Annotated in this window: 22 protein-coding genes; 3 read left to right on the forward strand and 19 right to left on the reverse strand. The window is 61.5% G+C overall.

The features are described 5' to 3' along the window. Positions 1-149 precede the first annotated feature (149 nt). Positions 150-950 carry an enoyl-CoA hydratase gene (locus P3T25_RS16315; protein ID WP_266258177.1) on the reverse strand — a complete coding sequence of 267 codons (801 nt, stop codon included), beginning with the start codon at positions 948-950 and terminating at the stop codon, positions 150-152. Between the two features lie 63 nt (positions 951-1,013). Continuing rightward, positions 1,014-1,937 (reverse strand): histone deacetylase family protein, encoded by a 924-nt coding sequence (locus P3T25_RS16320; protein ID WP_154566315.1) that lies wholly within the window; start codon positions 1,935-1,937, stop codon positions 1,014-1,016. A 200-nt stretch (positions 1,938-2,137) separates the two neighbouring features. Here P3T25_RS16320 and mltB point away from each other — a divergent pair, with 200 nt between their 5' ends. Next, positions 2,138-3,367, forward strand: coding sequence for a lytic murein transglycosylase B (mltB, locus tag P3T25_RS16325; protein ID WP_429358379.1), 1,230 nt, complete (start codon positions 2,138-2,140; stop codon positions 3,365-3,367). A gap of 163 nt (positions 3,368-3,530) precedes the next feature. Here the strand turns inward: mltB and cysM are convergent, their stop codons facing one another. The 17 genes from cysM to gyrA all read right to left on the reverse strand — a co-directional run bounded on the left by cysM (position 3,531) and on the right by gyrA (position 23,200). Then, positions 3,531-4,433: a cysteine synthase CysM gene (gene cysM / locus P3T25_RS16330; RefSeq protein WP_154566313.1), complete on the reverse strand. Its 903-nt coding sequence runs from the start codon at positions 4,431-4,433 to the stop codon at positions 3,531-3,533. Positions 4,434-4,709: 276 nt separating this feature from the next. Continuing rightward, positions 4,710-5,108, reverse strand: a complete 399-nt coding sequence (locus tag P3T25_RS16335; protein WP_154566312.1) for a ComEA family DNA-binding protein — start codon at positions 5,106-5,108, stop codon at positions 4,710-4,712. A gap of 77 nt (positions 5,109-5,185) precedes the next feature. After that, positions 5,186-6,178 carry an ADP-glyceromanno-heptose 6-epimerase gene (gene rfaD / locus P3T25_RS16340; protein ID WP_154566311.1) on the reverse strand — a complete coding sequence of 331 codons (993 nt, stop codon included), beginning with the start codon at positions 6,176-6,178 and terminating at the stop codon, positions 5,186-5,188. Positions 6,179-6,324: 146 nt separating this feature from the next. Beyond that, a complete protein-coding gene (rfaE1, locus tag P3T25_RS16345; RefSeq protein ID WP_302273457.1) occupies positions 6,325-7,332 on the reverse strand; it encodes a D-glycero-beta-D-manno-heptose-7-phosphate kinase in 1,008 nt (335 codons plus the stop codon). Next, a complete protein-coding gene (locus tag P3T25_RS16350) occupies positions 7,286-8,701 on the reverse strand; it encodes a UDP-glucose dehydrogenase family protein (protein ID WP_154566309.1) in 1,416 nt (471 codons plus the stop codon). The genes rfaE1 and P3T25_RS16350 overlap by 47 nt, the downstream gene beginning before the upstream one ends. A 126-nt stretch (positions 8,702-8,827) precedes the next feature. Continuing rightward, positions 8,828-10,003, reverse strand: coding sequence for a lipopolysaccharide assembly protein LapB (lapB, locus tag P3T25_RS16355; RefSeq protein WP_154566308.1), 1,176 nt, complete (start codon positions 10,001-10,003; stop codon positions 8,828-8,830). 69 nt (positions 10,004-10,072) lie between these two features. Further along, entirely contained in the window at positions 10,073-10,366 is a 294-nt protein-coding gene (locus P3T25_RS16360; protein WP_054037219.1) for a LapA family protein, read from the reverse strand. Between the two features lie 349 nt (positions 10,367-10,715). Further along, positions 10,716-11,042 carry an integration host factor subunit beta gene (locus P3T25_RS16365; RefSeq protein ID WP_028200079.1) on the reverse strand — a complete coding sequence of 109 codons (327 nt, stop codon included), beginning with the start codon at positions 11,040-11,042 and terminating at the stop codon, positions 10,716-10,718. A gap of 104 nt (positions 11,043-11,146) precedes the next feature. Beyond that, on the reverse strand, positions 11,147-12,880 hold the full coding sequence (gene rpsA, locus P3T25_RS16370; protein ID WP_063496917.1) for a 30S ribosomal protein S1: 1,734 nt from the start codon (positions 12,878-12,880) through the stop codon (positions 11,147-11,149). A 159-nt stretch (positions 12,881-13,039) separates the two neighbouring features. Next, positions 13,040-13,726: a (d)CMP kinase gene (gene cmk, locus P3T25_RS16375; protein WP_171925368.1), complete on the reverse strand. Its 687-nt coding sequence runs from the start codon at positions 13,724-13,726 to the stop codon at positions 13,040-13,042. Positions 13,727-13,761: 35 nt separating this feature from the next. Next, complete coding sequence (aroA, locus tag P3T25_RS16380; protein ID WP_429358380.1) at positions 13,762-15,066, reverse strand: 3-phosphoshikimate 1-carboxyvinyltransferase; 1,305 nt, start codon at positions 15,064-15,066, stop codon at positions 13,762-13,764. 18 nt (positions 15,067-15,084) lie between these two features. Continuing rightward, positions 15,085-16,026: a prephenate dehydrogenase gene (locus P3T25_RS16385; protein WP_429358381.1), complete on the reverse strand. Its 942-nt coding sequence runs from the start codon at positions 16,024-16,026 to the stop codon at positions 15,085-15,087. A 51-nt stretch (positions 16,027-16,077) separates the two neighbouring features. Continuing rightward, complete coding sequence (gene hisC / locus P3T25_RS16390; RefSeq protein ID WP_154566305.1) at positions 16,078-17,190, reverse strand: histidinol-phosphate transaminase; 1,113 nt, start codon at positions 17,188-17,190, stop codon at positions 16,078-16,080. An 81-nt stretch (positions 17,191-17,271) separates the two neighbouring features. Further along, entirely contained in the window at positions 17,272-18,354 is a 1,083-nt protein-coding gene (gene pheA, locus P3T25_RS16395; RefSeq protein ID WP_429358382.1) for a prephenate dehydratase, read from the reverse strand. 78 nt (positions 18,355-18,432) lie between these two features. Then, positions 18,433-19,515: a 3-phosphoserine/phosphohydroxythreonine transaminase gene (gene serC / locus P3T25_RS16400; RefSeq protein WP_154566321.1), complete on the reverse strand. Its 1,083-nt coding sequence runs from the start codon at positions 19,513-19,515 to the stop codon at positions 18,433-18,435. A 370-nt stretch (positions 19,516-19,885) separates the two neighbouring features. Next, complete coding sequence (locus P3T25_RS16405; protein ID WP_154566303.1) at positions 19,886-20,488, reverse strand: DUF2059 domain-containing protein; 603 nt, start codon at positions 20,486-20,488, stop codon at positions 19,886-19,888. A gap of 123 nt (positions 20,489-20,611) precedes the next feature. Continuing rightward, positions 20,612-23,200, reverse strand: coding sequence for a DNA gyrase subunit A (gene gyrA, locus P3T25_RS16410; RefSeq protein ID WP_429358383.1), 2,589 nt, complete (start codon positions 23,198-23,200; stop codon positions 20,612-20,614). A 546-nt stretch (positions 23,201-23,746) separates the two neighbouring features. Here gyrA and ompA point away from each other — a divergent pair. Both ompA and ubiG read left to right on the forward strand, forming a co-directional pair. Further along, positions 23,747-24,397, forward strand: coding sequence for an outer membrane protein OmpA (gene ompA / locus P3T25_RS16415; RefSeq protein ID WP_097390093.1), 651 nt, complete (start codon positions 23,747-23,749; stop codon positions 24,395-24,397). Between the two features lie 219 nt (positions 24,398-24,616). Beyond that, the gene (gene ubiG / locus P3T25_RS16420; protein ID WP_429358384.1) at positions 24,617-25,315 is read left to right on the forward strand and encodes a bifunctional 2-polyprenyl-6-hydroxyphenol methylase/3-demethylubiquinol 3-O-methyltransferase UbiG; all 699 of its coding nucleotides are present in this window, start codon (positions 24,617-24,619) and stop codon (positions 25,313-25,315) included. Positions 25,316-25,344 lie beyond the last annotated feature (29 nt).

The raw sequence follows: 25,344 nt of genomic DNA on the forward strand, positions 1-25,344 counted from the left end.
CCGGACGGCGTGTCGACATGGACAAACGGAGTTCAGTGGGTCGACGCGAGGACGACGCTCCAAGTTTCAGCATTGGCCGGCATTTAGAACGCTCAAGTATCTGGACGAGTGATACGGGGGCGGACTTCGACAAGAACGGCCCAGCCCGGCTAGCGCTTCCAGTCAGGCGCCCGTTTGTCGATGAACGCCTGCACGCCTTCGAGCGCGGAGTCGTCCATCATGTTGCAAGCCATGGTCTGGCCGGCTAACTGGTACGCTGCTTCGATCCCCATTTCGAGCTGGCGATAGAACAGCCCCTTGCCGGCGCTCACCGCTTCGACGGGTTTCGCGCAGATGCTCTTCGCGAGCCGCGCGACCTCTGCATCGAGCGCGTCCGCCGGCGCAATGCGATTCACCAGTCCCTGCTGCTTCGCCTGGAGAGCGTCGATGAAATCGCCGGTGAGCAGCATTTCGAGCGCCGCCTTGCGCGACAGATTGCGCGACAGCGGCACCGAAGGCGTCGCGCAGAAAAGACCCAGATTGACACCCGAGACGGCAAAGCGCGCGGTGTCGGCAGCGACTGCCAGATCACACATCGCGACCAGTTGGCAGCCGGCCGCCGTGGCGATGCCGTGCACACGCGCGATCACCGGTTGCGGCAAGCGCTGGATCGTCAACATCAGTTTCGTGCAGCGCGCGAACAAGGCCTGGTAGTAAGCCAGCGACGGCGCCGCGCGCATTTCCTTCAGATCGTGCCCCGCGCAGAACGCGCGACCGGCGCCGGCGATCACCACCACCCGCGCGTTGGAGTCCGCCAGCGCCGTCAGCGTCGACTGCAATTCGTCGAGCAAGGCTTCGGAGAGCGCGTTGAAGGCATCGGGCCGGTTCATCGTCAAACGGACGACACCCGGCACGCCGTAGGCGTCGTGTTCGATTTCGACCAGCGACGCACTGCGCACCTCGGCATTCATGGCTCGCTCCTCGTTGAATTCGTGCATTTCACGACGTTCGCGCAGCTTTTGTCGCGTGACAACTCAGATCCCGGCCAGCGAGCGCACGTGCGCCACCACGCTGCGCCCCAGCGCCGACAGGTTGTACCCGCCCTCGAGACAACTGACGATCCGTCCCTGCGCATAGCGCTTCGCGATCTCGCGCACCTGATCGGTGATCCATGCGTAGTCGTCTTCGACGAGGCCCATGTTGCCAAGATCGTCCTCTCGATGCGCATCAAAGCCGGCCGAGATGAAGATCATCTCCGGCTTGAATTCATGCAGGCGCGGCAGCCACATCATGTCGACCGCCTCGCGCACCGCCATGCCTTTCGAGCGTGCCGGCATCGGCACATTGCACATGTTGGGCGCCTGATTGTCAGCGCCGCTGAACGGATAGAACGGGTGCTGGAAGATGCTGCACATCAGCACGCGCGAATCGCCCGAAAAGGCTGCTTCGGTGCCGTTACCGTGATGGACGTCGAAATCGATGATCGCCACGCGCTGCATGCCATGCACTTCAAGTGCGTGACGCGCGGCGATCGCGACGTTGTTGAAAAAGCAGAAGCCCATTGCACGCGCCGGCTCCGCATGGTGGCCCGGCGGGCGCACGCTGCAGAACGCATTGTCGTAGCGGCCTTCGATCACGGCGTCGGTCGCGGCCACCGCAGCGCCAGCCGCGCGCAACGCGGCCTGCAACGTGTGCGGGTTCATGGACGTGTCGGGATCGATTTCGGCAAGACCTTCCACGGGCGACTTGCTGCGGACGTAATCGATGTGGGCTTGCGTATGCACGCGCAGCAGCGCGGCTTCATCGGCGAGCGGCGGCGACTCGCGCTCGATCAGCGAGTCGATGCGGCTCGCGATCAATTGATCTTCGATTGCCTGCAGGCGCGCCGGGCATTCGGGATGCCATTGCCCCATATCGTGCAGCAAACAATCTGCGTGGGAATAAAAGGCTGTTGCCATGATTCTCGTCTGCGGCGCGGCGCTTTCTCAGCGCGCGCGGCGTGTCTCCGTCCATGGGCGCACACACTGGGCGCGCCAACATTTACCAAGTTACCACACCATGCGACTGTGACGTGCTGGGCACAGTTTTGCAGAAAGCGTCGGGTATACTGCCCTGTCCGTTTCCCCCTGTCTCTTTCGCACTGCGCCTCTAGCTCACTATGACCGTCAAGCTTGCTCTGTCTGCACGAAACCGGCTACGCACGAAGACCCTAGCCGCCGCACTGTCCGTCGCATCGTGCATGTTCATGGCAACCAGTCCGGCGATGGCGCAAAGCGCCGCGAAAAAGCCGCCGGTGCTGCTCGCGCAAAGCCAACCGCAACCGGCAGTGCCGCAAGGGCAAACCTTCGAAGAAGAGATCATCCCGCAGCGCTACGCGAATAACCCGAATGTCGACGCGTTCATCAGCGACATGTCCGCGCGCTATGACTTCGACGAAGCCGCATTGCATGCGTTGTTCGCTCGCGTGAGCTATTCGGCTACCGCGGTCAAGCTCGTCACACCGTCGCCCTCCCCGACGATCAAGAACTGGCGCGTGTATCAGTCGCGCTTTCTCGACCAGGTGCGCATCAACGCCGGCGTGCGCTTCTGGCGCGCCAACCAGGCCACGCTGCAACGCGCCTATGAAGAGTTCGGCGTGCCACCGGAAGTGATCGTCGGCATCATCGGCGTGGAGACGATCTATGGGCGCTTCATGGGCAACTTCCGCGTGCTCGACGCGCTGACCACGCTCAGTTTCGACTACCCGAACACCGCCAATCGTGCGGATCGCCAGGCGACCTTCCGCAAGAATCTTGAAGATTACCTGGTCTGGACGCGCGATTCGCAAATCGATCCGACCACCGTGCTCGGCTCCTACACCGGCGCGATCGGCATTCCGCAGTTTCTGCCGAGCAGCATCGTGCAATACGCGGTGAGCTACGACGGCAACAAGCAGATCGATCTGCGCACAAGCCAGGCGGATGCGATCGGCAGCGTGGCGAATTATCTGCGCCAGAACGGCTGGGAAAACGGCCGGCCGGTGGTGTGGAAGATCGGTACGGACGCCGGCAGCCTGGGCGTAGCGCAAGCGGCCGCCGACGGTAAGCCGGAGCCGCATTGGCCACTGGATCAATTGCTCCGTGCCGGACTGCTGCTGAACGAACCGGGCGTCGATATCGCGACGGAAGCCGGCACGCCGGTGACCGTGGTGGATCTGCCGTCGCCGGGGCGTGGCACCGAGTACATGCTGGGCCTGAAGAACTTCTATGTCCTCACGCGCTATAACCGCAGTTTCTTCTACGCACTGGCGGTTTATCAATTGGGCGAGCGGGTCAAGGCTCAGATGGAAGCAAGCGACGCGGCGAACGCCAGCAGCAATGCTGCGCCGCCGGTCGCGGCCTCGCAATGAGCTGAGCGGCGGCGGTTGTCAGGCACTCGGTTGCCAGACACTCACCGCGTCACGAACGGGTAGCAAGCGACATAAAAAAGCGCCGGTTAGTCCGGCGCTTTTTTATTGGCCAACTCGCATTGGCCAACTCGTTTTGAGGGCCACTCAATGCGCCGCCGCGCAATCAAGCCGGGAACACACCTGTCGACAGATACCGGTCACCCCGATCGCAGACGATAAACACGATCGTCGCGTTCTCGACCTGGCGCGCGACGCGCAACGCCACCTCACAGGCCCCGCCCGACGAGATGCCGGCGAAGATCCCTTCGACCGAGGCCATGCGCCGCGCCATCGCTTCGGCGGCGGCCTGGCTCACGTTCTCGACGCGGTCCACACGGCTACGATCGAAAATCTTCGGCAGATAGGCCTCCGGCCACTTGCGAATGCCCGGAATGCGCGAACCCTCTTCCGGCTGCGCGCCGATGATCTCGATCGCCTGATTCTGTTCCTTCAGATAGGTGGACACGCCCATGATCGTGCCGGTCGTGCCCATCGACGAGACGAAGTGCGTGATGCGCCCTTCGGTGTCGCGCCAGATTTCCGGACCGGTACCTTCGACGTGCGAGGCCGGATTGTCCGGGTTCGCGAACTGGTCGAGGATGATGCCCTTGCCTTCGCGCTGCATCTGTTCGGCCAGATCGCGCGCGTATTCCATGCCGCCCGTCACCGGTGTCAGCACGATCTGCGCGCCGTACGCGGCCATGCTCTGACGGCGCTCCACCGACAGGTCTTCCGGCATGATCAGCACCATCTTGTAGCCGCGGATCGCCGCAGCCATCGCCAAGGCGATGCCGGTATTGCCGCTGGTCGATTCGATCAGCGTATCGCCCGGCTTGATGCGTCCACGCGCTTCCGCCTTCTTGATCATCGACAGCGCCGGACGGTCCTTCACCGAGCCCGCAGGATTGTTGCCCTCGAGCTTCGCAAGGATCACGTTATTGCGGCTGCGGATCTCGTCGTCAGGGAGCCGGACGAGTTGCACGAGCGGCGTATTGCCGATCGTATCTTCAATCGTTTTGTAAGCCATATCGGGTCTGGTGCTGTCGATGCGCGGAGTCTTCAATCCATCGATTCTAAACCACCGTGCGCACGGCTGCCGTGCGGCCCTTCTGCCCGCATGGATGCAGGTGCTGGCGGACGAGCGCGCGCAACGCAAAAAGCCCGCGGCTGAGAACCGCGGGAGCCAGTCATCTGCATGACAGCTAAAGGAGTGTTCTTACCCACTCCGACCATGAAGGGGAACGACGGTAACGGACTGGGCGCGAGAGAGGTGACCCGCCTCGCGCGCACGGCCCGCGTCAGGCTATTTCTTCACCGCCACAGTGGCGTTCTTTGGGGTTGCGGCCGCGCTAGTCGAGTTAGCCGCGTTGGCGCCATTGCCCGCAGCGGCCGCGCCTTTGCTTTGTGCAGACGCCGCAGCCTGCGGGTTAGCAGCCGCGCCAGCCGGACCGACAGCGAGACCCTCCGCCTGCAGGCGCTCGACGGTATGCCCGCCCATGCCTTTGACGCGCTTGCCGAGATCGGCCGGGTCCTTGAATGGACCATGCGCTGCACGCTCGTCGAGAATGGCTTTCGCTTTGGCAGGACCGATGCCCTTGATGCCGCGCAGCGCATCCTCGTTAGCCGTGTTGACGTCGACCGCCGCATACGCGTGGCCGAAAGCGGCCAGCATGGCCGCGGTAACCAGAATTTTTCGAAACATATGGAATCTCCCTCGTACAACCGGTTGGCGACCATCACCAACCGGGAGATTCCAGTTTAAAGAGGTATCCGAAAGATTTACACCTGGCCGAATAGCCAACGTACGTAGCGATCGACACCTTCCTGCACGCTCAAAAACGGCGCGTCGTAGCCGACGGCGCGCAGCTTGGTCTGGTCGGCCTGCGTGAAGCACTGGTACTTGCCGCGCAATGCATCGGGGAACGGAATATATTCGATCAGCCCGCGCTGCACCTGCTCCGCGAGCGACAAGGGCGGCTCGTTGTTCAACGTACGCAGCGTGTTGACCACCGTGCTCGCGATGTCGTTGAACGGCTGCGCACGGCCACTGCCCAGGTTGAAGATGCCCGACTTGTCCGGATTGTCGAAGAAAAACAGGTTGACCTTCACCACGTCTTCGACGGAGACGAAGTCGCGCGTCTGCTCGCCGGCGGCATAGCCGTTGTATTCGCCGAACAGCTTGACCTTGCCTTCCGCGCGGAACTGGTTGAAGTTGTGAAACGCGACAGACGCCATGCGCGCCTTGTGCGTCTCGCGCGGCCCGTAGACGTTGAAATAGCGGAAGCCGGCAATCTGGCTCTTCGCGGTGGGCAGCACGCGGCGAATCACCTGGTCGAACAGAAATTTCGAATAGCCGTACACGTTCAGCGGCTGCTCGACTTCGCGCTCTTCGACGAAGCGGCTCGAACCGCCATACGTGGCCGCCGAGGACGCATACAGAAACTGGATATTCTGCGCGAGACAGACGTCGAGCACTTCGCGGCTATAGCGGAAGTTGTTGTCCATCATGTAGCGGCCGTCGGTTTCCATCGTGTCCGAGCAGGCGCCTTCGTGGAAAATCGCGCGCACTTTGCCGAAATCGCCACGCTTGAAGCGTTCGACGAATTCGGTCTTGTCGAGATAGTCGTCGATCTCGCAGTCGACGAGATTCTTGAACTTGTCCGCACGCGTGAGGTTATCGACCGCGATGATGCGTTGTTCACCGCGCTCATTGAGCGCCTTCACGAGATTGCTGCCGATAAAGCCGGCCGCGCCGGTGACGATGAGGGTCATGATGATCCTGCAGTAATGGGCTTTGCATGGGATCGGAGTAAGTGCTTTGCACCAACTCCGATCGACAGCTCAGTTGACGCCTCGCGGGTTCCTCTTTTGCCCCCGCTGAAACTAAAGCACAAAGAAGGGGACCCGGCGGGGCTGCATCAATGAAAAAGTTCGTCGTAGGTGACGGTGGCGGTACCGAGTTTGCCGACCACGATGCCGGCTGCGCGATTCGCGAGCCCGACCGCCTCGACCAGCGTAAGACCCGCGCCGAGCATGGCGGCGAGCGTGGCGATCACGGTGTCGCCCGCGCCCGATACATCATACACTTCGCGTGCAACGGCCGATGTATGCAGGATGCCGTCGTCGGCGAAGAGCGTCATGCCCTCTTCCGAACGCGTCAGCAGCAGCGCCTTGAACTCGAGATCGGCACGCAGTTTGGTCACGCGCGCGATCAGATCCTCTTCGGATTTCCACTGACCGACCACCTCGCGCAACTCGGCGCGATTCGGCGTGATCAGCGTGGCGCCGCGATAGCGCTCCCAGTCGTCGCCCTTCGGATCGACCAGCACCGGCTTACCCGCCGCATGCGCCTTGGCGATCATCTGCGTGACGTGCGTGAGACCGCCCTTCGCGTAATCGGACATCAGGATCACGTCGTGCGACGGCAGCAGGTCGTCGAAACGCGCAAGGCCCGCGAGCAACACTTCGTGCGCGGGCGAGTTTTCGAAGTCGACGCGCAGCAACTGCTGCTGACGCGACAGCACGCGCAGTTTGATGGTGGTGAGCAAATCCGGATCGCGTTCCAGATGCGGCGCCACCCCGCTTTCGGCGAGTAGTTGCACGATGCGCTCGCCGGGCTCGTCATGGCCGACCACGCACAGCAAACCCGCTTGCGCGCCGAGCGCCACCGCATTGCGCGCCACGTTCGCGGCGCCGCCGAGGCGGTCTTCCTGGCGCTGCACATGCACGACCGGCACCGGCGCTTCCGGCGAAATACGGTTCACGTCGCCGAACCAGTAGCGATCGAGCATCACGTCGCCGACCACCAGCACGCGCGCCGCGCCAAGGCGTTCGCGCGGCACCATGGTCAGTGCGGACGTGGGTGTGGACTGAGCGGCCTCAGGCATTGCTGGAGACATCGGCCGGAAATTCAGAGGGCTGGGCATAAGGTCGTCCGATCGAGTGATAGTCGATGCCGAGTTCGGTCATCGCGTCCGGCTCGTACAGATTGCGGCCGTCGAAAATCAGCGGTGACTTCAGCACCGATTTCAGGTGCACGAAATCCGGGCTCTTGAATTCCTTCCATTCGGTGACGACCACCAGCGCGTCGGCGCCGGTGAGCGTTTCGTCCTGGGTGCTCGTGAACGTGAGACGCGCTTGCTGCTCCGGCGCATCGTGCAGATCGATAGCGAACACGCGGCGCGCTTCGGCCACCGCCACCGGATCGTACGCGCGAACCTGAGCGCCACGCGCCAGCAATTCAGCGATCACGCGACGGCTCGGCGCCTCGCGCATGTCGTCGGTATTCGGCTTGAACGCGAGGCCCCACACGGCGAACGTACGGCCGCTCAGATCTTCACCGAGCTTGCCCGTGATCTTGTGCACCAACACGTCTTTCTGCTTGTAGTTCACTTCCTCGACCGCTTCGAGAATGCGCAGATTGTGGCCGCTTTCGCTGGCGGCGCGGATCAGCGCCTGCACGTCCTTCGGGAAGCACGAGCCGCCGTAGCCAGCGCCGGCATACAGGAAGTGATAGCCGATGCGCGGGTCCGAGCCGATGCCGCGACGCACCGCCTCGATATCCGCACCGACCCGGTCCGCCAGATTCGACATCTCGTTCATGAACGAGATGCGCGTGGCGAGCATCGCATTGGCAGCGTATTTCGTGAACTCAGCCGAGCGCACATCCATGTACAGCGTGCGCTCGTGATTGCGGTTGAACGGCGCGTACAGACGCTTCATCAACTCGCGCGCGCGCAGGCCGGCCTCGTCTTCGTCACTGCCGAGCACGATGCGATCGGGACGCATGAAGTCGTCGACCGCCGCGCCTTCCTTCAGAAACTCAGGGTTCGACACCACCGAGAAGCGGTGCTGCTCGCTATTGGCAAGCCCGCGTTTGACCAGTTCCTCTTCGACCACCGCACGCACGCGTTGCGCGGTGCCGACCGGCACCGTCGATTTGTCGACGATCACCTTGAAGCTGTTCATTGTGCGGCCGATGTTGCGCGCTGCTTCGAGCACGTATTGCAGATCGGCCGAACCGTCTTCGTCTGGCGGCGTGCCGACAGCGATGAACTGCACCTCGCCGTGCGCCACGCTCGCTTCGATATCCGTCGAAAACGTGATGCGGCGCGCCGCACGCGTACGGGCGATGATCTCCAGCAAACCCGGCTCGTGGATCGGCACGCCGCCGTTGTTGAGGATTTCGATCTTGCGCGGATCGACGTCGAGACAGAAGACGTCATGGCCGATTTCGGCGAGGCACGCGCCGGTGACGAGACCAACATAGCCCGTGCCGATAATGGTGATTTTCATACGCTTTCCGGTAGAGGTTTCCGGTGAGGGTTTCTCGTAGTGAACAAGGCCGTCATGATCCCACCCGGCCTAATTCGCCTGGCGGGCCGCCGTCGTTGCGGCGCGGCTATGCAATTCCATTCGCTATCAGTTCGACGCCGTGATCGGTTCGACGCGACGCGGCGCATAGGTTTCCCAGCCGCTGCAACCCGGACACTGCCAGTAGAACAGCCGCGCCCTGAAACCACAATTCTGGCACGTATACCGTGGCAGATTTTTGGTGCGCTGGCGAATCAGCGTACGCATCAGTTCGAGCTCACTCTTCCGCGGCTCTTCCGCGACGGCCTCCTGCGCTTCCAGCAGACGCGTCATACCCGCCAGATTCGGCGATTTCTGCATCTGCGAGCGTGCCAGCGCATGCGCGGCGTCGGGCCCGCGTATCGCCGCAATGTGCTGATAGGTCACGTCGAGCAGATCGTTCGACGGATAGCGGTCGACCCACGTCATGAGCAGATCGGCGCCATCCTGCGGGCGGCCGAGCACCTCATAGGCCTTCATCAGCTTTTCCGCGACGAGCGGCAGGTAGGCGGGATTCTGTTCCTCGACTCTCCGCCATTGGGTAATAGCTGCCTCTTGCGAGCCGGCCGTCGCGTCGACGTCGCCGAACAGGATCGTGGCGCGTACGTTGGTCGGGTTCGCCTTCAATGCAAAACCTAGCTGACGGCGTGCCTCGTCTGCATTTTTCTGCTGGAGTGCTTCCTGGGCTAGCTCGCAATGAAACTGCGCGATGTCCTTGTCGAGCGACTCGGCGCCCATTGTTTCCAGATGGCGTGCGACGTCGATCGACTTAACCCAGTCTTTCTCGATCTGGTAGATGGTGAGCAGCGCGCGCTGCGCACCCAAAGCGTAATTGCCGGTTTCGAGCGAGCGGAAGGTCTCTTCGGCGCGGTCGAGCAAACCCGCCTTCAGAAAGTCCTGACCCAGTTCGTAAAGCGCGTGATCGCGCTCGGTGACGGGCAGATCAGTGCGGCTCAGCAGGTTCTGATGCACGCGAATCGCGCGGTCCGTCTCGCCGCGGCGGCGGAACAGATTCCCCAGCGCAAAATGCAACTCGATCGTTTCCGGGTCGAGCTTGACGACTTCGATAAACGCGTCGATCGCCTGGTCAGGCTGCTCATTGAGCAGGAAATTCAGGCCGCGGAAGTACGAACGCGGCAGGTTGGCGCTTTCGGACAGCAGCGTCTTGAGGTCGTAGCGCGCAGCCATCCAGCCGAACGCAAAAGCGACGGGTATGACAAGCAGCCACCAGAAGTCTAGATCCATGCGATTAATGCAAATGTGCGGGAAAGCGGGAGCGGAAAGCCGCGCTTCAGAAGCGCGGCAGAAGACAACTTAGATCAGCGGCGGCATAGGCGGTTGTTCGACCACCACCGGGGCTTCGCGCGCCACACGCAACTCGCGCTTGAGCCGGCCATTCTCCATGCGCAGGCGCACCATGCCCGGCATTGACGACACCAGCCCGGCCAGCAGCCCCACCACGAAGAACGCGAGGCCGATCAGAATCAAAGGCGCCGACCACGCGTAACCAGCGAGGAAATTCAGCGTAGCAGTTTGTGTATTGGAGAGTGCGAGCACCAGCAGGAGCACGAACACCAGCACACGGATCAGCCAGACGATAAATTTCATGAATAGGTCTCTTGACGGCAGTTGCGGGGTGACGCCGGCTTGATGACGCGTCGCGCCACGGTGTTGCCCGCGCCGAAGTGACCCGTATTGTAATGGATGCCCTCGCGACTGGGCAGGAACTGGCTGATAGAGGATTTAGGCGAGGTTTATCTTGCCGTAAGAGGATGCATGGGCAGGTGTGTTCGATTGAAGAATGTGCGGCGCGTCAGGGGCGAAAAAGCGGACGAAAAAACGGTCAAAAGATGCGGACGAAAAAAAAGCGCCCGAAGGCGCTTTTTCTGGTCTTTTGCCGTCTGGCTTTGGCCGCTGACGCTACCAATGCCATGCTGCGAAGCGCACAGCGAAGCATTTACAGGTCGTCGTCATCCGGCTCGTCGGCCTTCAGCGGCTCGCCCGAACGTCGATCTACCCGTTCGCGCAATTCCTTGCCCGGCTTGAAATGCGGTACGTACTTCTCAGGTACCAGCACCTTCTCGCCCGACTTCGGATTACGCCCGACGCGGGAGGGACGACGATTAAGGCCGAAGCTGCCGAAGCCGCGAATTTCAATGCGATGACCGTTGGCAAGCGCCTCCGACATCGCATCAAGCATCGTCTTCACCGCGAAATCCGCATCTTTAAGTACAAGTTGCGGAAATCGCGTAGCCAGCTGGGCGACCAATTCCGATTTGGTCATACTGCAGCAGACCTCGCAAGAAAACGCCGGGCCGCCCCCGTGTTGTTATACCCCCCCTCGCGGGGGACCTGCCGCCAGGCGGCAGGTTTGGGGGCGTTCCTCAATTACTGGTTCTGACCGTCGAGCTTGGCCTTCAGCAGCGCGCCGAGGTTCGTCGTGCCGGTAGCAGCCGAACTCGAATCCGACGAAGCCAAGCCGCGGATCGCTTCCTGTTGCTCAGCCGAATCCTTGGCCTTGACCGACAGGTTGATACCACGCGACTTGCGATCGATGTTGATGATCATCGCGTTGACCTTGTCGCCTTCCTTCAGCACGTTGCGAGCATCTTCCACGCGGTCTTGTGCGATTTCCGAAGCACGCAGGTAGCCTTCGACTTCCGCCGACAGCGTAACCACAGCACCCTTCGCGTCCACCGTCTTGACCACGCCGTCGACGATCGAACCCTTGTCGTTCATTGCAACGAAGTTGCTGAACGGGTCGCCTTCGAGCTGCTTGATGCCCAGCGAAATGCGTTCCTTCTCGACGTCGATGCCGAGAACGATCGCTTCCACTTCGTCGCCCTTCTTGTACTTGCGAACTGCTTCTTCGCCCGTTTCGCTCCACGACAGGTCCGACAGGTGAACCAGACCGTCGATGCCGCCCGGCAGACCGATGAAGACGCCGAAGTCGGTGATCGACTTGATTGCGCCTTGCAGCTTGTCGCCCTTCTTGAAGTTGCGGCTGAAGTCGTCCCACGGGTTCGGCTTGCATTGCTTCATGCCGAGGCTGATACGGCGGCGGTCTTCGTCGATTTCGAGAACCATGACTTCGACTTCGTCGCCCAGCTGAACAACCTTCGACGGTGCAACGTTCTTGTTCGTCCAGTCCATTTCCGACACGTGAACCAGGCCTTCGATGCCCGATTCGACTTCGACGAATGCGCCGTAGTCGGTGATGTTGGTGACCTTACCGAACAGGCGCGTGCCCGACGGGTAACGGCGGGAAATGCCTTCCCACGGATCGTCGCCCAGTTGCTTGATACCCAGCGAAACGCGGTTCTTCTCTTGGTCGAACTTGAGGATCTTCGCGGTGACTTCCTGGCCAACCGACAGAACTTCGCTCGGGTGACGCACACGACGCCATGCGATGTCGGTGATGTGCAGCAGGCCGTCGATACCGCCGAGGTCCACGAACGCGCCGTAATCGGTGATGTTCTTCACCACGCCTTCCACGATCGCGCCTTCCTTCAGCGTTTCGAGCAGCTTTGCGCGCTCTTCGCCTTGGGTCGCTTCGATCACGGCACGGCGCGACAGCACGACGTTGTTACGCTTGCGGTCGAGCTTGATGACGCGGAATTCCAGCGTCTTGCCTTCGTACGGGGTCGTGTCCTTGACCGGACGCGTGTCAACCAGCGAACCCGGCAGGAACGCGCGGATGCCGTTGACCATGACGGTCATGCCGCCCTTGACCTTGCCCGTGATCGTGCCGGTCACGAGTTCGTTGTTGTCGAGAGCCTTTTCCAGCGACAGCCACGAAGCCAGGCGCTTCGCCTTGTCGCGCGACAGGATCGTGTCGCCATAGCCGTTTTCCAGCGCGTCGATCGCGACGGAAACGAAGTCGCCCGCCTGCACTTCTACCTCGCCCGCGTCGTTCAGGAACTCTTCGAGCGGGATGTAGGCTTCGGACTTGAGACCAGCGTTGACGACCACGAAGTTGTGGTCAACACGCACGACTTCGGCGGAGATCACCTCGCCAGCGCGCATGTCTTGCTTGGTCAGCGACTCTTCGAACAGAGCCGCAAAAGATTCGGTATTCGGGTTGGAAGTTTGCAGGTCGGACATAAAAATCAAAATTTGCATGGTTCTCGCGGTGCCCGGCTGGCCGGACGGTCAGCTACAACGGCAAGAATGCGAATGCCACGCGGGGTTAAGGGGTTAATACACGCTCCACGACACTCGCGGAGCACCTACTGACAACGCTACTTCTACTGCGCCCACCGCTCAGATGCCACTCGGACATCAGGCATGCGGGACCCATGCTTCATACCACTGCACCACCTGTTCGACCGCCTGGTCGACCGACAATGCGGAGGTATCAAGCAGCTTTGCATCCGCTGCGGGCTTGAGCGGCGCGGCCGTGCGCTGACTGTCACGCTCGTCGCGCTCACGCAAATCCCGGAGCAAGTCATCTATATTAGCAGAAAATCCTTTTTGGATCAATTGCTTATGCCGGCGCGCCGCACGGGCCTCGACGCTGGCGGTCATGAACACCTTCAGCACGGCGTCCTGGAAGATCACCGTGCCCATGTCGCGGCCGTCGGCGACCAGCCCCGGTTCCTTACGGAAAGCCCGCTGACGGGCCACCAGCGCGGTTCGCACGGGCGCGTGCACGGCAATCGCCGAGGCCCGGCTGCCAACTTCCTCGGCACGAATGTCAGCGGATACGTCGGCGCCGTCGAGCTGCGCCAACCCCTCGCGAAAGGTGATGTGCAGATCGTCGATCAGTTTTACAAGCGCGTCGACGTCATCCGCCACGATGTTGTAGCGCATGCTGGCCAGCGCGGCGAGCCGGTACAGCGCGCCGCTATCCAGCAAATGGAAGCCGAGATTCGCGGCAACCAGCGCGGCCACGGTGCCTTTGCCCGAGGCGCTGGGGCCGTCGATCGTAATGACGGGCGTTTGGTGAAAGGGACGGATCGGTTTCATCGAAAAAGTCGCACGTCAGTCGATTCAGGAGCGAATCAGGGTTGAGCGAGCGCGGTGAAGCGCTCGAAATAGTCAGGGAACGTCTTGCCGACGCACTTCGGGTCGTTGATCCGGATCGGCACGCCGCCCAGGCTCACGAGCGAGAAGCACATCGCCATGCGGTGATCGTCGTAGGTGTCGATCGAAGCGTTCGGAATCAGTTTTCCGGGCGGCGTGACGACGAGGAAATCCTCGCCCTCCTGCACCTTCGCGCCGACCTTGCGCAGCTCGGTGGCCATCGCGGCGATCCGGTCGGTTTCCTTCACACGCCAGCTCGCGATGTTGCGCAGCGTGGTCGTGCCGCCCGCGAATAGCGCGGCGATGGCGATCGTCATCGCAGCATCGGGAATCAGGTTGAAATCCATGTCGATCGGATCGAGCTTGCCGTTGTCGTTACCGACGCCACGCACTTCGATCCAGTCGTCCCCCATTTGCAGGTTCGCACCCATCTTGATGAGCGCATCGGCGAAACCGACGTCGCCCTGGATGCTGGAGCGGCCCACGCCTTCCACCCGCAACGGCCCGCCGCCGAGCGCGCCGGCCGCGAGAAAATATGACGCCGACGACGCGTCGCCTTCCACCATGATCGTGCCCGGCGACTGATAGCGCTGCCCCGCTGGCACGATGAACCGGTGCCATTCATGGCGCTCGACCTTGATGCCGAAGCGTTCCATCAGCTTGATCGTGATCTCGATGTACGGCTTCGAGATCAGCTCGCCGTCCACCTGTACGGTCGTCACGCCGCTTTCCGTGCGCAACAGCGGCAACGTCATCAGTAGCGACGTCAGGAACTGGCTCGACACGTCGCCGCGCACGCGGATCGGCGCGTCGGCTGTGATTTGCGCCGGCCGAATCCGCAGCGGCGGATAGCCGTCATTCTCTTCGTAGTCGATCTTCGCACCGATCTGCCGCAAACCGTCGACCAGATCGCCGATCGGCCGCTCGTGCATACGCGGCACACCGTGAATGCGATAGTCGCCGCCATTCACCGCGAGCGCCGCGGTCAGCGGACGCACCGCCGTGCCGGCATTACCGAGAAACAGATCGGCCGTGCGCGCCGTGAACGCGCCGCGCGTGCCGCTCACGACACAGGTGTCGCCTTCGCGCTTCAGACGCACACCGAGCTTTTCGAGCGCGTCGAGCATCACGCGGGTGTCGTCTGAGTCGAGCAGGTTCGTGATCGTCGTTTCGCCTTCGGCGAGTGCCGCGAGCAGCAGCACACGATTCGAAATGCTTTTCGAGCCGGGCAAACGAACCGTGCCGGACGCACGGGAAAATGGTCCGAGATCGAGGAATTCCATGATTGAGTCCAGTTCCGGTTATTTCGAGGCGTCGCCGAGGGCGGCCCCCGCAGTGCGCTGTTCCTGCCATTCGCTGCGCGCGACGCGCGAGCGCGCGAACACGGCTTCAAGCGCGGCGCCGTCGCCGGCTTCGATCGCCGCGCGCAAGCGCGCGAGCACCGCTGTGTAGGCATCCAGCTCGTCGAGCAGCGCGGCGCGATTCGCCACGCACACATCGCGCCACATTTCCGGGCTCGACGCGGCAATGCGCGTGAAGTCACGGAAGCCGCCGGCGGCGAATGAGAATTTCAGCGCGGCGTCGGGCGAATTGAGAATCTGCTCGACCAGCGCGAAAGACAAAACGTGCGGCAAATGGCTGACCGATGCGAACACGCGGTCATGCTGCTCGGGCGTCATCTCCCGCACACAGGCGCCGGTTGCACGCCACATCGCGGCAACGCGCTCGACCGCCTTCGGCGCGTTCTCCGGCAGCGGACACAACACGACATTGCGATTCACGTACAGATCGGGCAACGCCGCATCCGGACCGCTCGCCTCACGGCCGGCAATCGGATGCCCCGGCACGAACTGGCCTATGCGTGCGCCGAGCGCCGCGCGCGCGGAAGCCACCACGTCGGACTTGGTGCTGCCGGCATCGGTGACGATCGTGCGTGCGTCGAGAAACGGCGCAATACGTTCGAGCAGCGGCAGGGTCTGCGCGACAGGTGCGGCAAGCAGCACGAAATCCGCACCGGACAACGCCGCACGCAATGCCGCGTCGTCACCCAACGCTGCGGCTTCATCGACCACACCCAACTCGAGCGCGCGCGCCGTCGACGCAGACGAACGCCCGACACCGACCACGGTTCGCGCACCTGCCGGCTCGCCGCGTTCACGCAGCGCGCGCGCGAGCGATCCGCCGATCAGGCCGACACCGAAAATCACCAGCTTATTAAAAGAAAACGCGGCCACGTCGGTCACTGAAAAAGCGCGCCTTTCATAAAGTGAGGCGCGCGGGTCAAAGTCAACCGCTTACGCGGTGGCGAGCGACTTTTCGAGCGCCGCGAGGAACGCTTCGTTTTCTTCCGGCAGGCCGATCGTGATGCGCAGCCATTGCGGCAAACCGTAGTTGCCAACCGGACGAACGATCACGCCCTGCTTCAGCAACGCGAGGTTGACGCGGTTGCCGGCTGTGTCGTCATTGCCGACGCGCACCAGCACGAAATTGCCGTCCGACGGCACATACTCGAGGCCGAGTTTGTCGAAGGCTTCGGTCAAAAGACGATAGCCCTGCGCATTCAGGGCCGCGCTCTTTTCCAGAAACGCCTTGTCGTTCAGCGCCGCGATCGCCGCGGCTTGCGCCAGCGTGTTCACGTTGAACGGCTGACGCAGACGGTTCAGCAGATCGGTCAATTCAGGCTGCGCAATCGCGAAGCCGACACGCAGGCCCGCCAGGCCAAACGCCTTCGAAAACGTGCGCGAGACCAGCAGATTCGGATAGCGGCGCACCCACGCGATCGAGTCGTAGCGCTTTTCCTCCGGCAGATATTCCGTGTACGCCTCGTCGAGCACGACGACCACGTTGCGCGGCACCTTGTCGAGAAACGCTTCGAGCTTCGCCCCTTCGATGAACGTGCCGGTCGGGTTGTTCGGGTTCGCGACGAAAATCAGGCGAGTGTCGTCGGTAATCGCCGCGAGCATCGCGTCGAGGTCGTGGCCATACTTGACGGCCGGAACGACGATCGCATTTGCGCCCACGCCTTGCGTGGCGAGCGCGTAGACCGCGAACGAATATTGCGCGTAGACGATCGACTGGCCCTTCTCGACGAACGCATGCGCGGCAATTTCGAGAATGTCGTTACTGCCGTTGCCGAGCGTGACCCACTCGGCCGGCACGCCGTAACGCTCACTCAGCGCTGCCTTCAGTTCGAATGCATTCGCGTCCGGATAGCGACCGAGTTCGCTGGCCGCTTGCGCCATGGCGCGTTGCGCCGATTCCGGCATGCCGAGCGGATTTTCGTTCGACGCGAGCTTCACGATGGTCGCTTCGTCGAGGCCAAACTCGCGGGCCACTTCCGAAATCGGCTTGCCGGCGATGTAAGGCGCGATCGCGCGCACATAGGAAGGACCGAAGGACGTTGTCATGAAAATCTCCGAACGACTAATTAGTAGTAAGTGAATCTGCGACAGGCGCGCCCAGGCGACATGCACGCACCTGGGCCGACATCAACGAGCACGCGGATACGAGCCGAGTATCTTCAGGAACGCGGCCTTCTGACCGAGTTCGGTGAGTGCGGCGGCAACCGCCGGCTCGTCGCGATGGCCTTCGACGTCGATATAGAAGTAGTACTCCCACGTGCCGACGCGCGCCGGGCGCGACTCGAAACGGGTCATGGAAACGCTGTGGCGCGCCAACGGCTCCAGCAACTTGAACACGGCGCCCGGCTCGTTCGCCACCGAAACGATCAACGACGTCTGATCGCTCCCGCTGACGCCGGTGCGCTCCTTGCCGATCATCACGAAACGCGTGCGGTTGTGCGGATCGTCCTGGATGAGGGCATACGCGACCTGCAGACCGTAATGCGTGGCGGCGCGATCGCCGGCGATCGCGGCGACCGTCGGATCGTCCGCTGCCATGCGCGCGGCTTCGGCATTGCTCGACACCGCCTGGCGCTCGAGGTGCGGCGCGTTGGTCGCGAGCCAGCCCTGGCACTGGGCGAGCGCCTGTGCATGCGCGCATACGCGGGTCACGCCGGTGAGGCCGCCGCCCAGCGTCAACAGATTGTGGTGAATCGGCAGCGCCAGTTCGCCGCCGATCGTGAGCTGGGTTTGCAACAGCAGATCGAGCGTGCGCGACACCGCGCCTTCGGTCGAATTCTCGACCGGCACAACGCCAAATTCGGCGGCGCCTGCTTCGACCGAGCGAAATACTTCGTCGATCGACGGGCACGGCAGACCTTCGATCGACTGACCGAAGTACTCGTGCATCGCCTGCTCGCTATACGTGCCAACCGGGCCGAGATACGCGGCCTTGATGCTCTTTTCGAGCGCGCGGCTCGCGGCCATGATCTCGCGCCAGATCGCGCTGATATGCTCGCTGGCCAGCGGGCCGTTGCTCATATCCTGCAAGCGCGCGATCACCTGCTGCTCGCGCTCGGGGCGGAACACCGGCGCGTTGAAATGCTTCTTCACCTCGCCCACTTCGAGCGCCACCGCGGCGCGCTGATTGAGAAGCGCGATCAGTTGCGCGTCGAGCGCGTCGATGCGTTCGCGAAGGGGTTTGAGTCGGGTATTGAGTTCGTCGTCCATGCGTGAAAACGGCCCTGCCGGTAGCTGCTGCACAAATGCGTGCTGGAAAGGATGCGCGTGCCTGAATATCGAAGACGATCAGGCGCTGCGCTGTTCGAATTCCTTCATGTATTCGACAAGCGCTTTGACGCCTTCGAGCGGGACGGCGTTATAAATCGACGCCCGCATGCCGCCGACGGACTTGTGGCCCTTTAGCTGCACCATTCCCCGCGCTTTCGCGCCGGCCAGGAAATCTTCGTTGCGCGACTCGTCGGCGAGGAAAAACGGTACGTTCATCCGCGAGCGCGAGCCACGCTCGACCTTGTTCAGATAGAAGCTGCTCGAATCGATCGTGTCGTACAACAGCTTCGATTTTTCGAGGTTACGCGCTTCCATCGCGGCAAGGCCGCCCTGCTTCTTCAACCACTTGAACACCAGCCCCGCGATGTAGATCGCGTACGTGGGCGGCGTGTTGTACATCGAATTGTTCTCGGCGACGGTTTTCCATTCGAACGCCGACGGGCAGACCGACTGCGCGCGACCCAGCATGTCTTCACGGACGATCACCACGGTTACACCCGCCATGCCGATGTTCTTCTGCGCGCCGCCGAACAGCACGCCATATTTGGCGATGTCCATCGGGCGCGACAGGATGTGCGACGAGGCGTCCGCCACCAGCGGAATATCGCCGAGGTCGGGAATCTCGAACGTCTCGACGCCGTGAATCGTCTCGTTGGTGCACAGATGCACGTACGCCGGATCGTCCGACAGTTGCCATTCCGAGCGAGCCGGCGCGCGCGTGAAGCCCTCGGCCGTCTGACCGCTCGCCGCCAGATGCACAGTGCCGTACTTTTGCGCTTCCTTGAACGACTTTTGCGACCATGACCCCGTCACGACGAAATCCGCCCGCGCTTTCGCGCCCATCAGATTCATCGGCACGATCGCGTTTTCGCCCAGGCCGCCGCCTTGCAGGAACAAAATCCGGTGGCTGGCGGGCACTTCAAGCAACTCGCGCAGATCGACGAGCGCTTCCTCGTGGATCGACATGAATTCTTTCCCGCGATGGCTCATTTCCATCACGCTCATGCCACTGCCCTGCCAATCGAGCATCTCGTCGGCTGCCTGACGCAGCACTTCTTCGGGCATGGCAGCCGGGCCGGCGGAGAAATTAAAGACGCGCATCGTGAGATCCTGGAAGCTGGCGCGAAAAAACGAACAGATCGCGCAAAAATCGGCGAAGTTAGCAGCCGCGAAGGCAGCCGTTGCAAAATTTGCGACGCGAAACTCGACAACAAGAGTTTGACGACGCGCATTGGGCGACACGCATTTGGCAACACGCGTTTGGCAAAATCTTCGCGCCCAAAAAGAAAATGGCCGCCTGCGCGTGTGCGCAAACGGCCATTATCGCATTGTCACCGCCAACCCGCCAAACCCGGCACGCCATATGGCTTGCCTAGCGGCGGCTAGCGCGATGTCAGCGCAGCCTTTCGACCTATTGACTCAACTCGCTGGCTTATTTAGTCAACTCATTTAGCCAACTCATCCAGCCAATTTACTTAGCCGGCTTGACCGAAGCGACTTCCTTGTCAGCCTGGTCGCGCGTTGCCTTGATCGATTGCGGCATGTACTTTTGCATCAAGCCATTCACGACGTCGCGGCCAACCTGGTCTTGCACCTGGATGAACTTGCGGCCGGTCGGGCTCTTGTAGAACGCGGTCAGATCTTTGATTTCCGACGTGCTGTAGTACTTCGCGTAAGCGTCGTACTGAGCTTGCATTGCGTCCTGGCGGAAGTTGTCCGTTGCGAACACTTGACCTGCGCCGTCAACCAGCTTCGGCACTGCGTTCTTTTGCAGCGTCGGGACGGAAGCCTGCTTCTGCTTGTCCGTCATCGTCTTGTTTTCGCTCAGGGCGTCCGACAGGATAGCCGGAACCAGCTGCTTGGCTTGCATCTGGGCACTGTTGCCGATCGCGCCGACGAGTTTCTGTGCGTCGATTGCATCCAGCAGGTCCTTGATTGCAGCCTGCTTGGCCGGATCAACCGGTGCTGCGGCAGCAGCCGGGGCCGCCGGAGCCGAGCTCTGCAGAGCTTGAGCCATAGCGAAAGTCGGCACGAGAGCAGCCAGCAACATCAGTTGTTTGAATCGTTTTTGCATCATTACTCCCTAAGAGAAATTAACTTGAACTGCAAGCTGCGCGGGATGCGTATCGGCCCGACACGCCATTGTTCCCTGCGCAGCTTTCAACCAATAACTGAGACTGAAAGCTGCCGACGCGAATCAGGCCGCACCACCGTCTTCACCGCCGTTGTCGCCTTCGGCAGGACCTTCGGTGTCGCCTTCCACATCGATATCGGCCTCCGCCTCAGCAACCTGTTGCAGACCTGAAAGCTTGGTCCCTTCGTCAAGGCTGATGAGTGTAACACCTTGGGTTGCGCGCCCCATTTCCCGAATTTCCGATACGCGCGTACGAATCAGCACGCCCGTATTGGTGATCAGCATGATCTGCGCTTCCTGATCCACCAGCGTGGCGGCGACGACCTTGCCGTTACGCTCCGACGTCTGGATCGCGATCATTCCCTTCGTGCCGCGCCCGTGACGCGTGTACTCAGTGATCGGCGTGCGCTTGCCGTAGCCGTTTTCGGTCGCGGTCAACACCGACTGCTGCTCGTCGCCGGCCACCAGCAACGCAATCACGCTCTGGGTGTCTTCGAGTTGCATGCCGCGTACGCCGCGCGCCTCGCGGCCCATCGGGCGCACGTCGTTCTCGTCGAAGCGAACTGCCTTGCCCGAATCCGAGAACAGCATCACGTCGTGCTGGCCGTCTGTAATGGCGGCACCGATCAGGTAATCGCCGTCATCCAGACCGACCGCAATAATACCCTTGCGCAACACGCGGCTGAAGGCTTCCAACGGCGTCTTTTTTACGGTTCCTAACGCGGTGCCCATAAAGACGAATTTGTCAGCCGAAAATTCCTTTACCGGCAAGACAACCGTAATCTTCTCGCCGTCCTGAAGCGGGAAGATATTGACGATCGGACGGCCGCGCGAGTTCCGCGAACCTTGCGGCACCTCGTAGACCTTCACGCTATAGACGCGACCACGATTCGAGAAGCACAGAATGTGATCGTGCGTGTTCGCGATGAACAGCGTGTCGATCCAGTCGTCTTCTTTCATCGCCGTGGCCTGCTTGCCGCGACCACCCCGCTTCTGCGCACTATATTCAGACAGCGGCTGCGATTTCACATAGCCCGCGTGCGACATGGTCACGACCATCTCTTGCGGCGTAATCAGGTCTTCGGTGTTCAGCTCGGTTGCGTTCAGCTCGATCTTCGAGCGGCGCGCGTCGCCGAATTCGGCCTTGATCGACGTCAGTTCGTCGACGATGATCGCCGTAATGCGTTCCGGGCGAGCCAGAATGTCCAGCAGGTCGGCGATTTGCGCCATCACTTCGCGGTACTCGCCGATGATCTTGTCCTGCTCCAGACCCGTCAGGCGTTGCAGACGCATCTGCAAGATTTCCTGAGCCTGAGTGTCGGACAAGCGGTAGAGGCCGTCGGACTGCATCCCGAACGACGGATTCAAACCGTCAGGGCGATAAGCCTCACGACCACCGGCCGACGCGTTTTCCGTCTCGGCGCGCGACAACATTTCGCGCACCAGCGACGAATCCCACGGACGCGCCATCAATTCCTGCTTGGCGATCGGCGGTGTCGGCGCGGCCTTGATGATCGCGATGAACTCGTCGATGTTGGCGAGCGCGACGGCCAGACCTTCGAGCACGTGGCCGCGTTCGCGGGCCTTGCGCAGTTCGTATACAGTGCGCCGCGTCAGCACTTCCCGGCGGTGCGACAGGAAGCACGCCAGCATTTCCTTCAGGTTCAGCAGCTTCGGCTGGCCGTCGACCAGCGCGACCATGTTCATGCCGAAGGTGTCCTGAAGCTGGGTCGCCTTATACAGATTGTTGAGAACCACTTCCGGCACTTCGCCGCGCTTCAACTCGATCACGACGCGCATGCCGCTCTTGTCGGATTCGTCGCGGATGTCGGAGATGCCTTCGAGCTTCTTCTCGTTGACCAGTTCGGCGATGCGCTCCAGAAGTGAGCGCTTGTTCACCTGGTACGGCAATTCGTCGACGATGATCGACATGCGCTGACCGCGGTCGATTTCCTCGAAGTGGGTGAGCGCGCGCATCACCACGCGGCCGCGGCCGGTGCGATAGCCGTCGCGAACGCCGGCCACGCCGTAGATGATGCCGGCGGTCGGGAAGTCAGGCGCCGGAATAATCTCGATCAGTTCGTCGATCGTGGCTTCCGGGTTTTTCAGCAGATGCTGACATGCGTCGACAACCTCGTTGAGGTTATGCGGCGGGATGTTGGTCGCCATTCCGACCGCAATACCGGACGAGCCATTGATCAGCAGATTGGGAATACGCGCCGGCAGGATGGCCGGTTCGTTTTCGCTGCCGTCGTAGTTCGGCGTGAAGTCGACGGTTTCCTTGTCGATATCGGCCAGCAGCTCGTGGCCGATCTTTGCCATGCGGATTTCGGTGTACCGCATTGCCGCGGCGTTGTCGCCGTCGACCGAACCGAAGTTGCCCTGACCGTCCACCAGCATGTAGCGCAGCGAGAAATTCTGCGCCATCCGGACGATGGTGTCGTAAACAGCCGTGTCGCCGTGCGGGTGATATTTACCGATGACGTCGCCGACAATACGCGCCGACTTCTTGTACGCCCGGTTCCAGTCGTTGTTCAGTTCGTGCATCGCGTACAGCACGCGCCGGTGCACCGGCTTCAGGCCATCGCGAACATCGGGAAGCGCACGCCCCACGATCACGCTCATCGCGTAATCGAGATACGAACGGCGCATTTCCTCCTCTAGGGAGATTGGCAGAGTCTCTTTGGCGAATTGATCCATTATCCGTATCTTTTACGTGCCAAGGCGACGGCGTGAAGCTCGCTTGAAGCCCAACTCGCCGCGCCTTCGCGTAAGCATTGCAGGCGCAACGCATCACGCGATTCTAACATGCCGCGCATCCGCCCCCGACTGGGGTACGTATACCTATTAGCAGACGAGCGGGAACGGCGCCTGAACGCCCCATGATGAAATCAGGGCAGGCTCGATTTGTGCGTGGGGCAATTCGCCGCTCAGCCATGACTGGCGGCGCCTACAGCGGATTGCTTCTGTTGCGCATGCACCACAATTGGAGGGTGATTTGATTGGGGGCAGATTTTTTTATCGTTGGAAGGGAACGATATGGCAAAATGCCAACGCACAAAGAGTTAGACACTGCTCGAAGTCTACACAGCACGTTTTTTGTTCTACACCGATGTTATACTTCGAGCAATGTATGACTTGTCTTCGTCAACAGGCTCGCAGTAAACCTGCGGTAATCTCAATTTCGAGAGGAGAAATATGAATAAACTTTCAAAGCTCGCGTTCATTGCAGCTACCGCAGTTATGGCTGCATCCGCCATGGCGCAATCGGTGCCGGCGTCGCGACAAGCTACGAACGACAACTGGGTGAATGGTACCGGCGAATACGTGTGGATGAACGGCACGAACGAGCTTTGCTGGCGCGATGCATTCTGGACGCCGGCAACGGCCAACGCTAAGTGCGATGGCGCCCTGGTTGCCCAGGCTCCGACCCCGCCGGCTCCGGTTGCACCTCCTGCACCGGCTATTACGAGCCAAAAGATTACGTATCAAGCTGACGCTCTGTTCGACTTCGACAAGGCCATCCTGAAGCCGGCTGGCAAGGAAAAGCTGGACGATCTGGCATCGAAGGTCGGCTCGCTGAACCTGGAAGTCATCGTTGCAACGGGTTACACGGACCGTATCGGTTCGGACAAGTACAACGACCGCCTGTCGCTGCGCCGCGCTCAAGCTGTGAAGTCGTACCTCGTGAGCAAGGGCATCGAATCCAACCGTATCTATACGGAAGGCAAGGGCAAGCGCAACCCGGTCACGACCGGTTGCAACCAGAAGAACCACAAGCAACTCGTCGCTTGCCTCGCACCGGATCGTCGCGTGGAAGTCGAAGTTGTCGGTACTTCGAAGCAGTAAGCTACAAATTACCGCAGTATCAAAGCCCCGCTTCGGCGGGGTTTTTTTTATGCCGCTGCTATGGGCGCTGCTCGCCTTCTCCTCCGAGCACGCGCCCGAGCTGCCGGAACAGGATGCGCCAGCCACGGGGCGGCATTTTGCCGCCCCGTCGCTCGGCCTATATACTCAGGGTTTATCCTCGAGCGCCCGCTCAACGCTCTCATCGAGGCAGCTTCCGCCATGACCAACGCCGATCCCCACGAACTGCAGAAATTTAGCGACCTCGCGCATCGTTGGTGGGACCCGAATGCCGAATTCAAACCGCTGCATGAACTCAACCCGATTCGCCTGAGCTGGATCGACGCACACGCGCATCTCGCCGGCAAAACCGTGTTGGATATCGGCTGCGGCGGCGGCATTCTGTCGGAGTCGATGGCGGGATTGGGGGCGCATGTGAAAGGAATCGACCTGTCGACCCAGGCGCTTGGCGTGGCGGATCTTCACAGCCTTGAAAGTGGTGTAACCGTCAGTTACGAAGAAATCGCCGCCGAAGCGCTGGCCGCCCGCGAACCGGGCACGTATGACGTCGTCACCTGCATGGAAATGCTCGAGCACGTACCCGAACCGGCCGCCATTGTCGAAGCATGCAAAACGCTCGTGAAACCCGGCGGCTGGGTGTTTTTCTCCACGCTGAACCGCAACGTGAAGTCGTATCTGTTCGCGGTGATCGGCGCCGAATATATCGCGCGGATGCTGCCCAAGGGTACGCACGACTACGCGCGCTTCATCCGTCCGTCGGAATTGGCGAGCTTCGTGCGCACCGCCGGCCTGCGCACGGTCGACATCAAAGGTATCGTTTACAACCCGCTCAGCAAGCATTTCACGCTGTCCGCCGACACGAGCGTGAACTACATGCTCGCCTGCCGCCGCGACGTCTGATCCGCCCCGACCTGCCCGGACTCAATCCA

The sequence above is a fragment of the Paraburkholderia sp. GAS32 genome (assembly GCF_050434225.1).
GTDB classification, from domain to species: Bacteria; Pseudomonadota; Gammaproteobacteria; order Burkholderiales; family Burkholderiaceae; genus Paraburkholderia; species Paraburkholderia madseniana.

Excerpts from the sequence above, each read along its gene's own strand:
- ubiG (WP_429358384.1), top strand. The coding sequence starts at position 24,617 with ATGACCAACGCCGATCCCCACGAACTGCAGAAATTTAGCGACCTCGCG.
- hisC (WP_154566305.1), bottom strand. The coding sequence starts at position 17,190 with ATGACAACGTCCTTCGGTCCTTCCTATGTGCGCGCGATCGCGCCTTAC.
- lapB (WP_154566308.1), bottom strand. The coding sequence starts at position 10,003 with ATGGATCTAGACTTCTGGTGGCTGCTTGTCATACCCGTCGCTTTTGCG.
- rfaE1 (WP_302273457.1), bottom strand. The coding sequence starts at position 7,332 with ATGCCCAGCCCTCTGAATTTCCGGCCGATGTCTCCAGCAATGCCTGAG.
- serC (WP_154566321.1), bottom strand. The coding sequence starts at position 19,515 with ATGCGCGTCTTTAATTTCTCCGCCGGCCCGGCTGCCATGCCCGAAGAA.
- rpsA (WP_063496917.1), bottom strand. The coding sequence starts at position 12,880 with ATGCAAATTTTGATTTTTATGTCCGACCTGCAAACTTCCAACCCGAAT.
- cysM (WP_154566313.1), bottom strand. The coding sequence starts at position 4,433 with ATGGCTTACAAAACGATTGAAGATACGATCGGCAATACGCCGCTCGTG.
- gyrA (WP_429358383.1), bottom strand. The coding sequence starts at position 23,200 with ATGCGCCGTTCGTATCTCGATTACGCGATGAGCGTGATCGTGGGGCGT.
- P3T25_RS16350 (WP_154566309.1), bottom strand. The coding sequence starts at position 8,701 with ATGAAAATCACCATTATCGGCACGGGCTATGTTGGTCTCGTCACCGGC.
- P3T25_RS16335 (WP_154566312.1), bottom strand. The coding sequence starts at position 5,108 with ATGTTTCGAAAAATTCTGGTTACCGCGGCCATGCTGGCCGCTTTCGGC.
- cmk (WP_171925368.1), bottom strand. The coding sequence starts at position 13,726 with ATGAAACCGATCCGTCCCTTTCACCAAACGCCCGTCATTACGATCGAC.
- rfaD (WP_154566311.1), bottom strand. The coding sequence starts at position 6,178 with ATGACCCTCATCGTCACCGGCGCGGCCGGCTTTATCGGCAGCAATCTC.
- aroA (WP_429358380.1), bottom strand. The coding sequence starts at position 15,066 with ATGGAATTCCTCGATCTCGGACCATTTTCCCGTGCGTCCGGCACGGTT.
- P3T25_RS16405 (WP_154566303.1), bottom strand. The coding sequence starts at position 20,488 with ATGCAAAAACGATTCAAACAACTGATGTTGCTGGCTGCTCTCGTGCCG.
- ompA (WP_097390093.1), top strand. The coding sequence starts at position 23,747 with ATGAATAAACTTTCAAAGCTCGCGTTCATTGCAGCTACCGCAGTTATG.
- P3T25_RS16365 (WP_028200079.1), bottom strand. The coding sequence starts at position 11,042 with ATGACCAAATCGGAATTGGTCGCCCAGCTGGCTACGCGATTTCCGCAA.
- pheA (WP_429358382.1), bottom strand. The coding sequence starts at position 18,354 with ATGGACGACGAACTCAATACCCGACTCAAACCCCTTCGCGAACGCATC.
- P3T25_RS16320 (WP_154566315.1), bottom strand. The coding sequence starts at position 1,937 with ATGGCAACAGCCTTTTATTCCCACGCAGATTGTTTGCTGCACGATATG.
- P3T25_RS16360 (WP_054037219.1), bottom strand. The coding sequence starts at position 10,366 with ATGAAATTTATCGTCTGGCTGATCCGTGTGCTGGTGTTCGTGCTCCTG.
- P3T25_RS16315 (WP_266258177.1), bottom strand. The coding sequence starts at position 950 with ATGAATGCCGAGGTGCGCAGTGCGTCGCTGGTCGAAATCGAACACGAC.
- mltB (WP_429358379.1), top strand. The coding sequence starts at position 2,138 with ATGACCGTCAAGCTTGCTCTGTCTGCACGAAACCGGCTACGCACGAAG.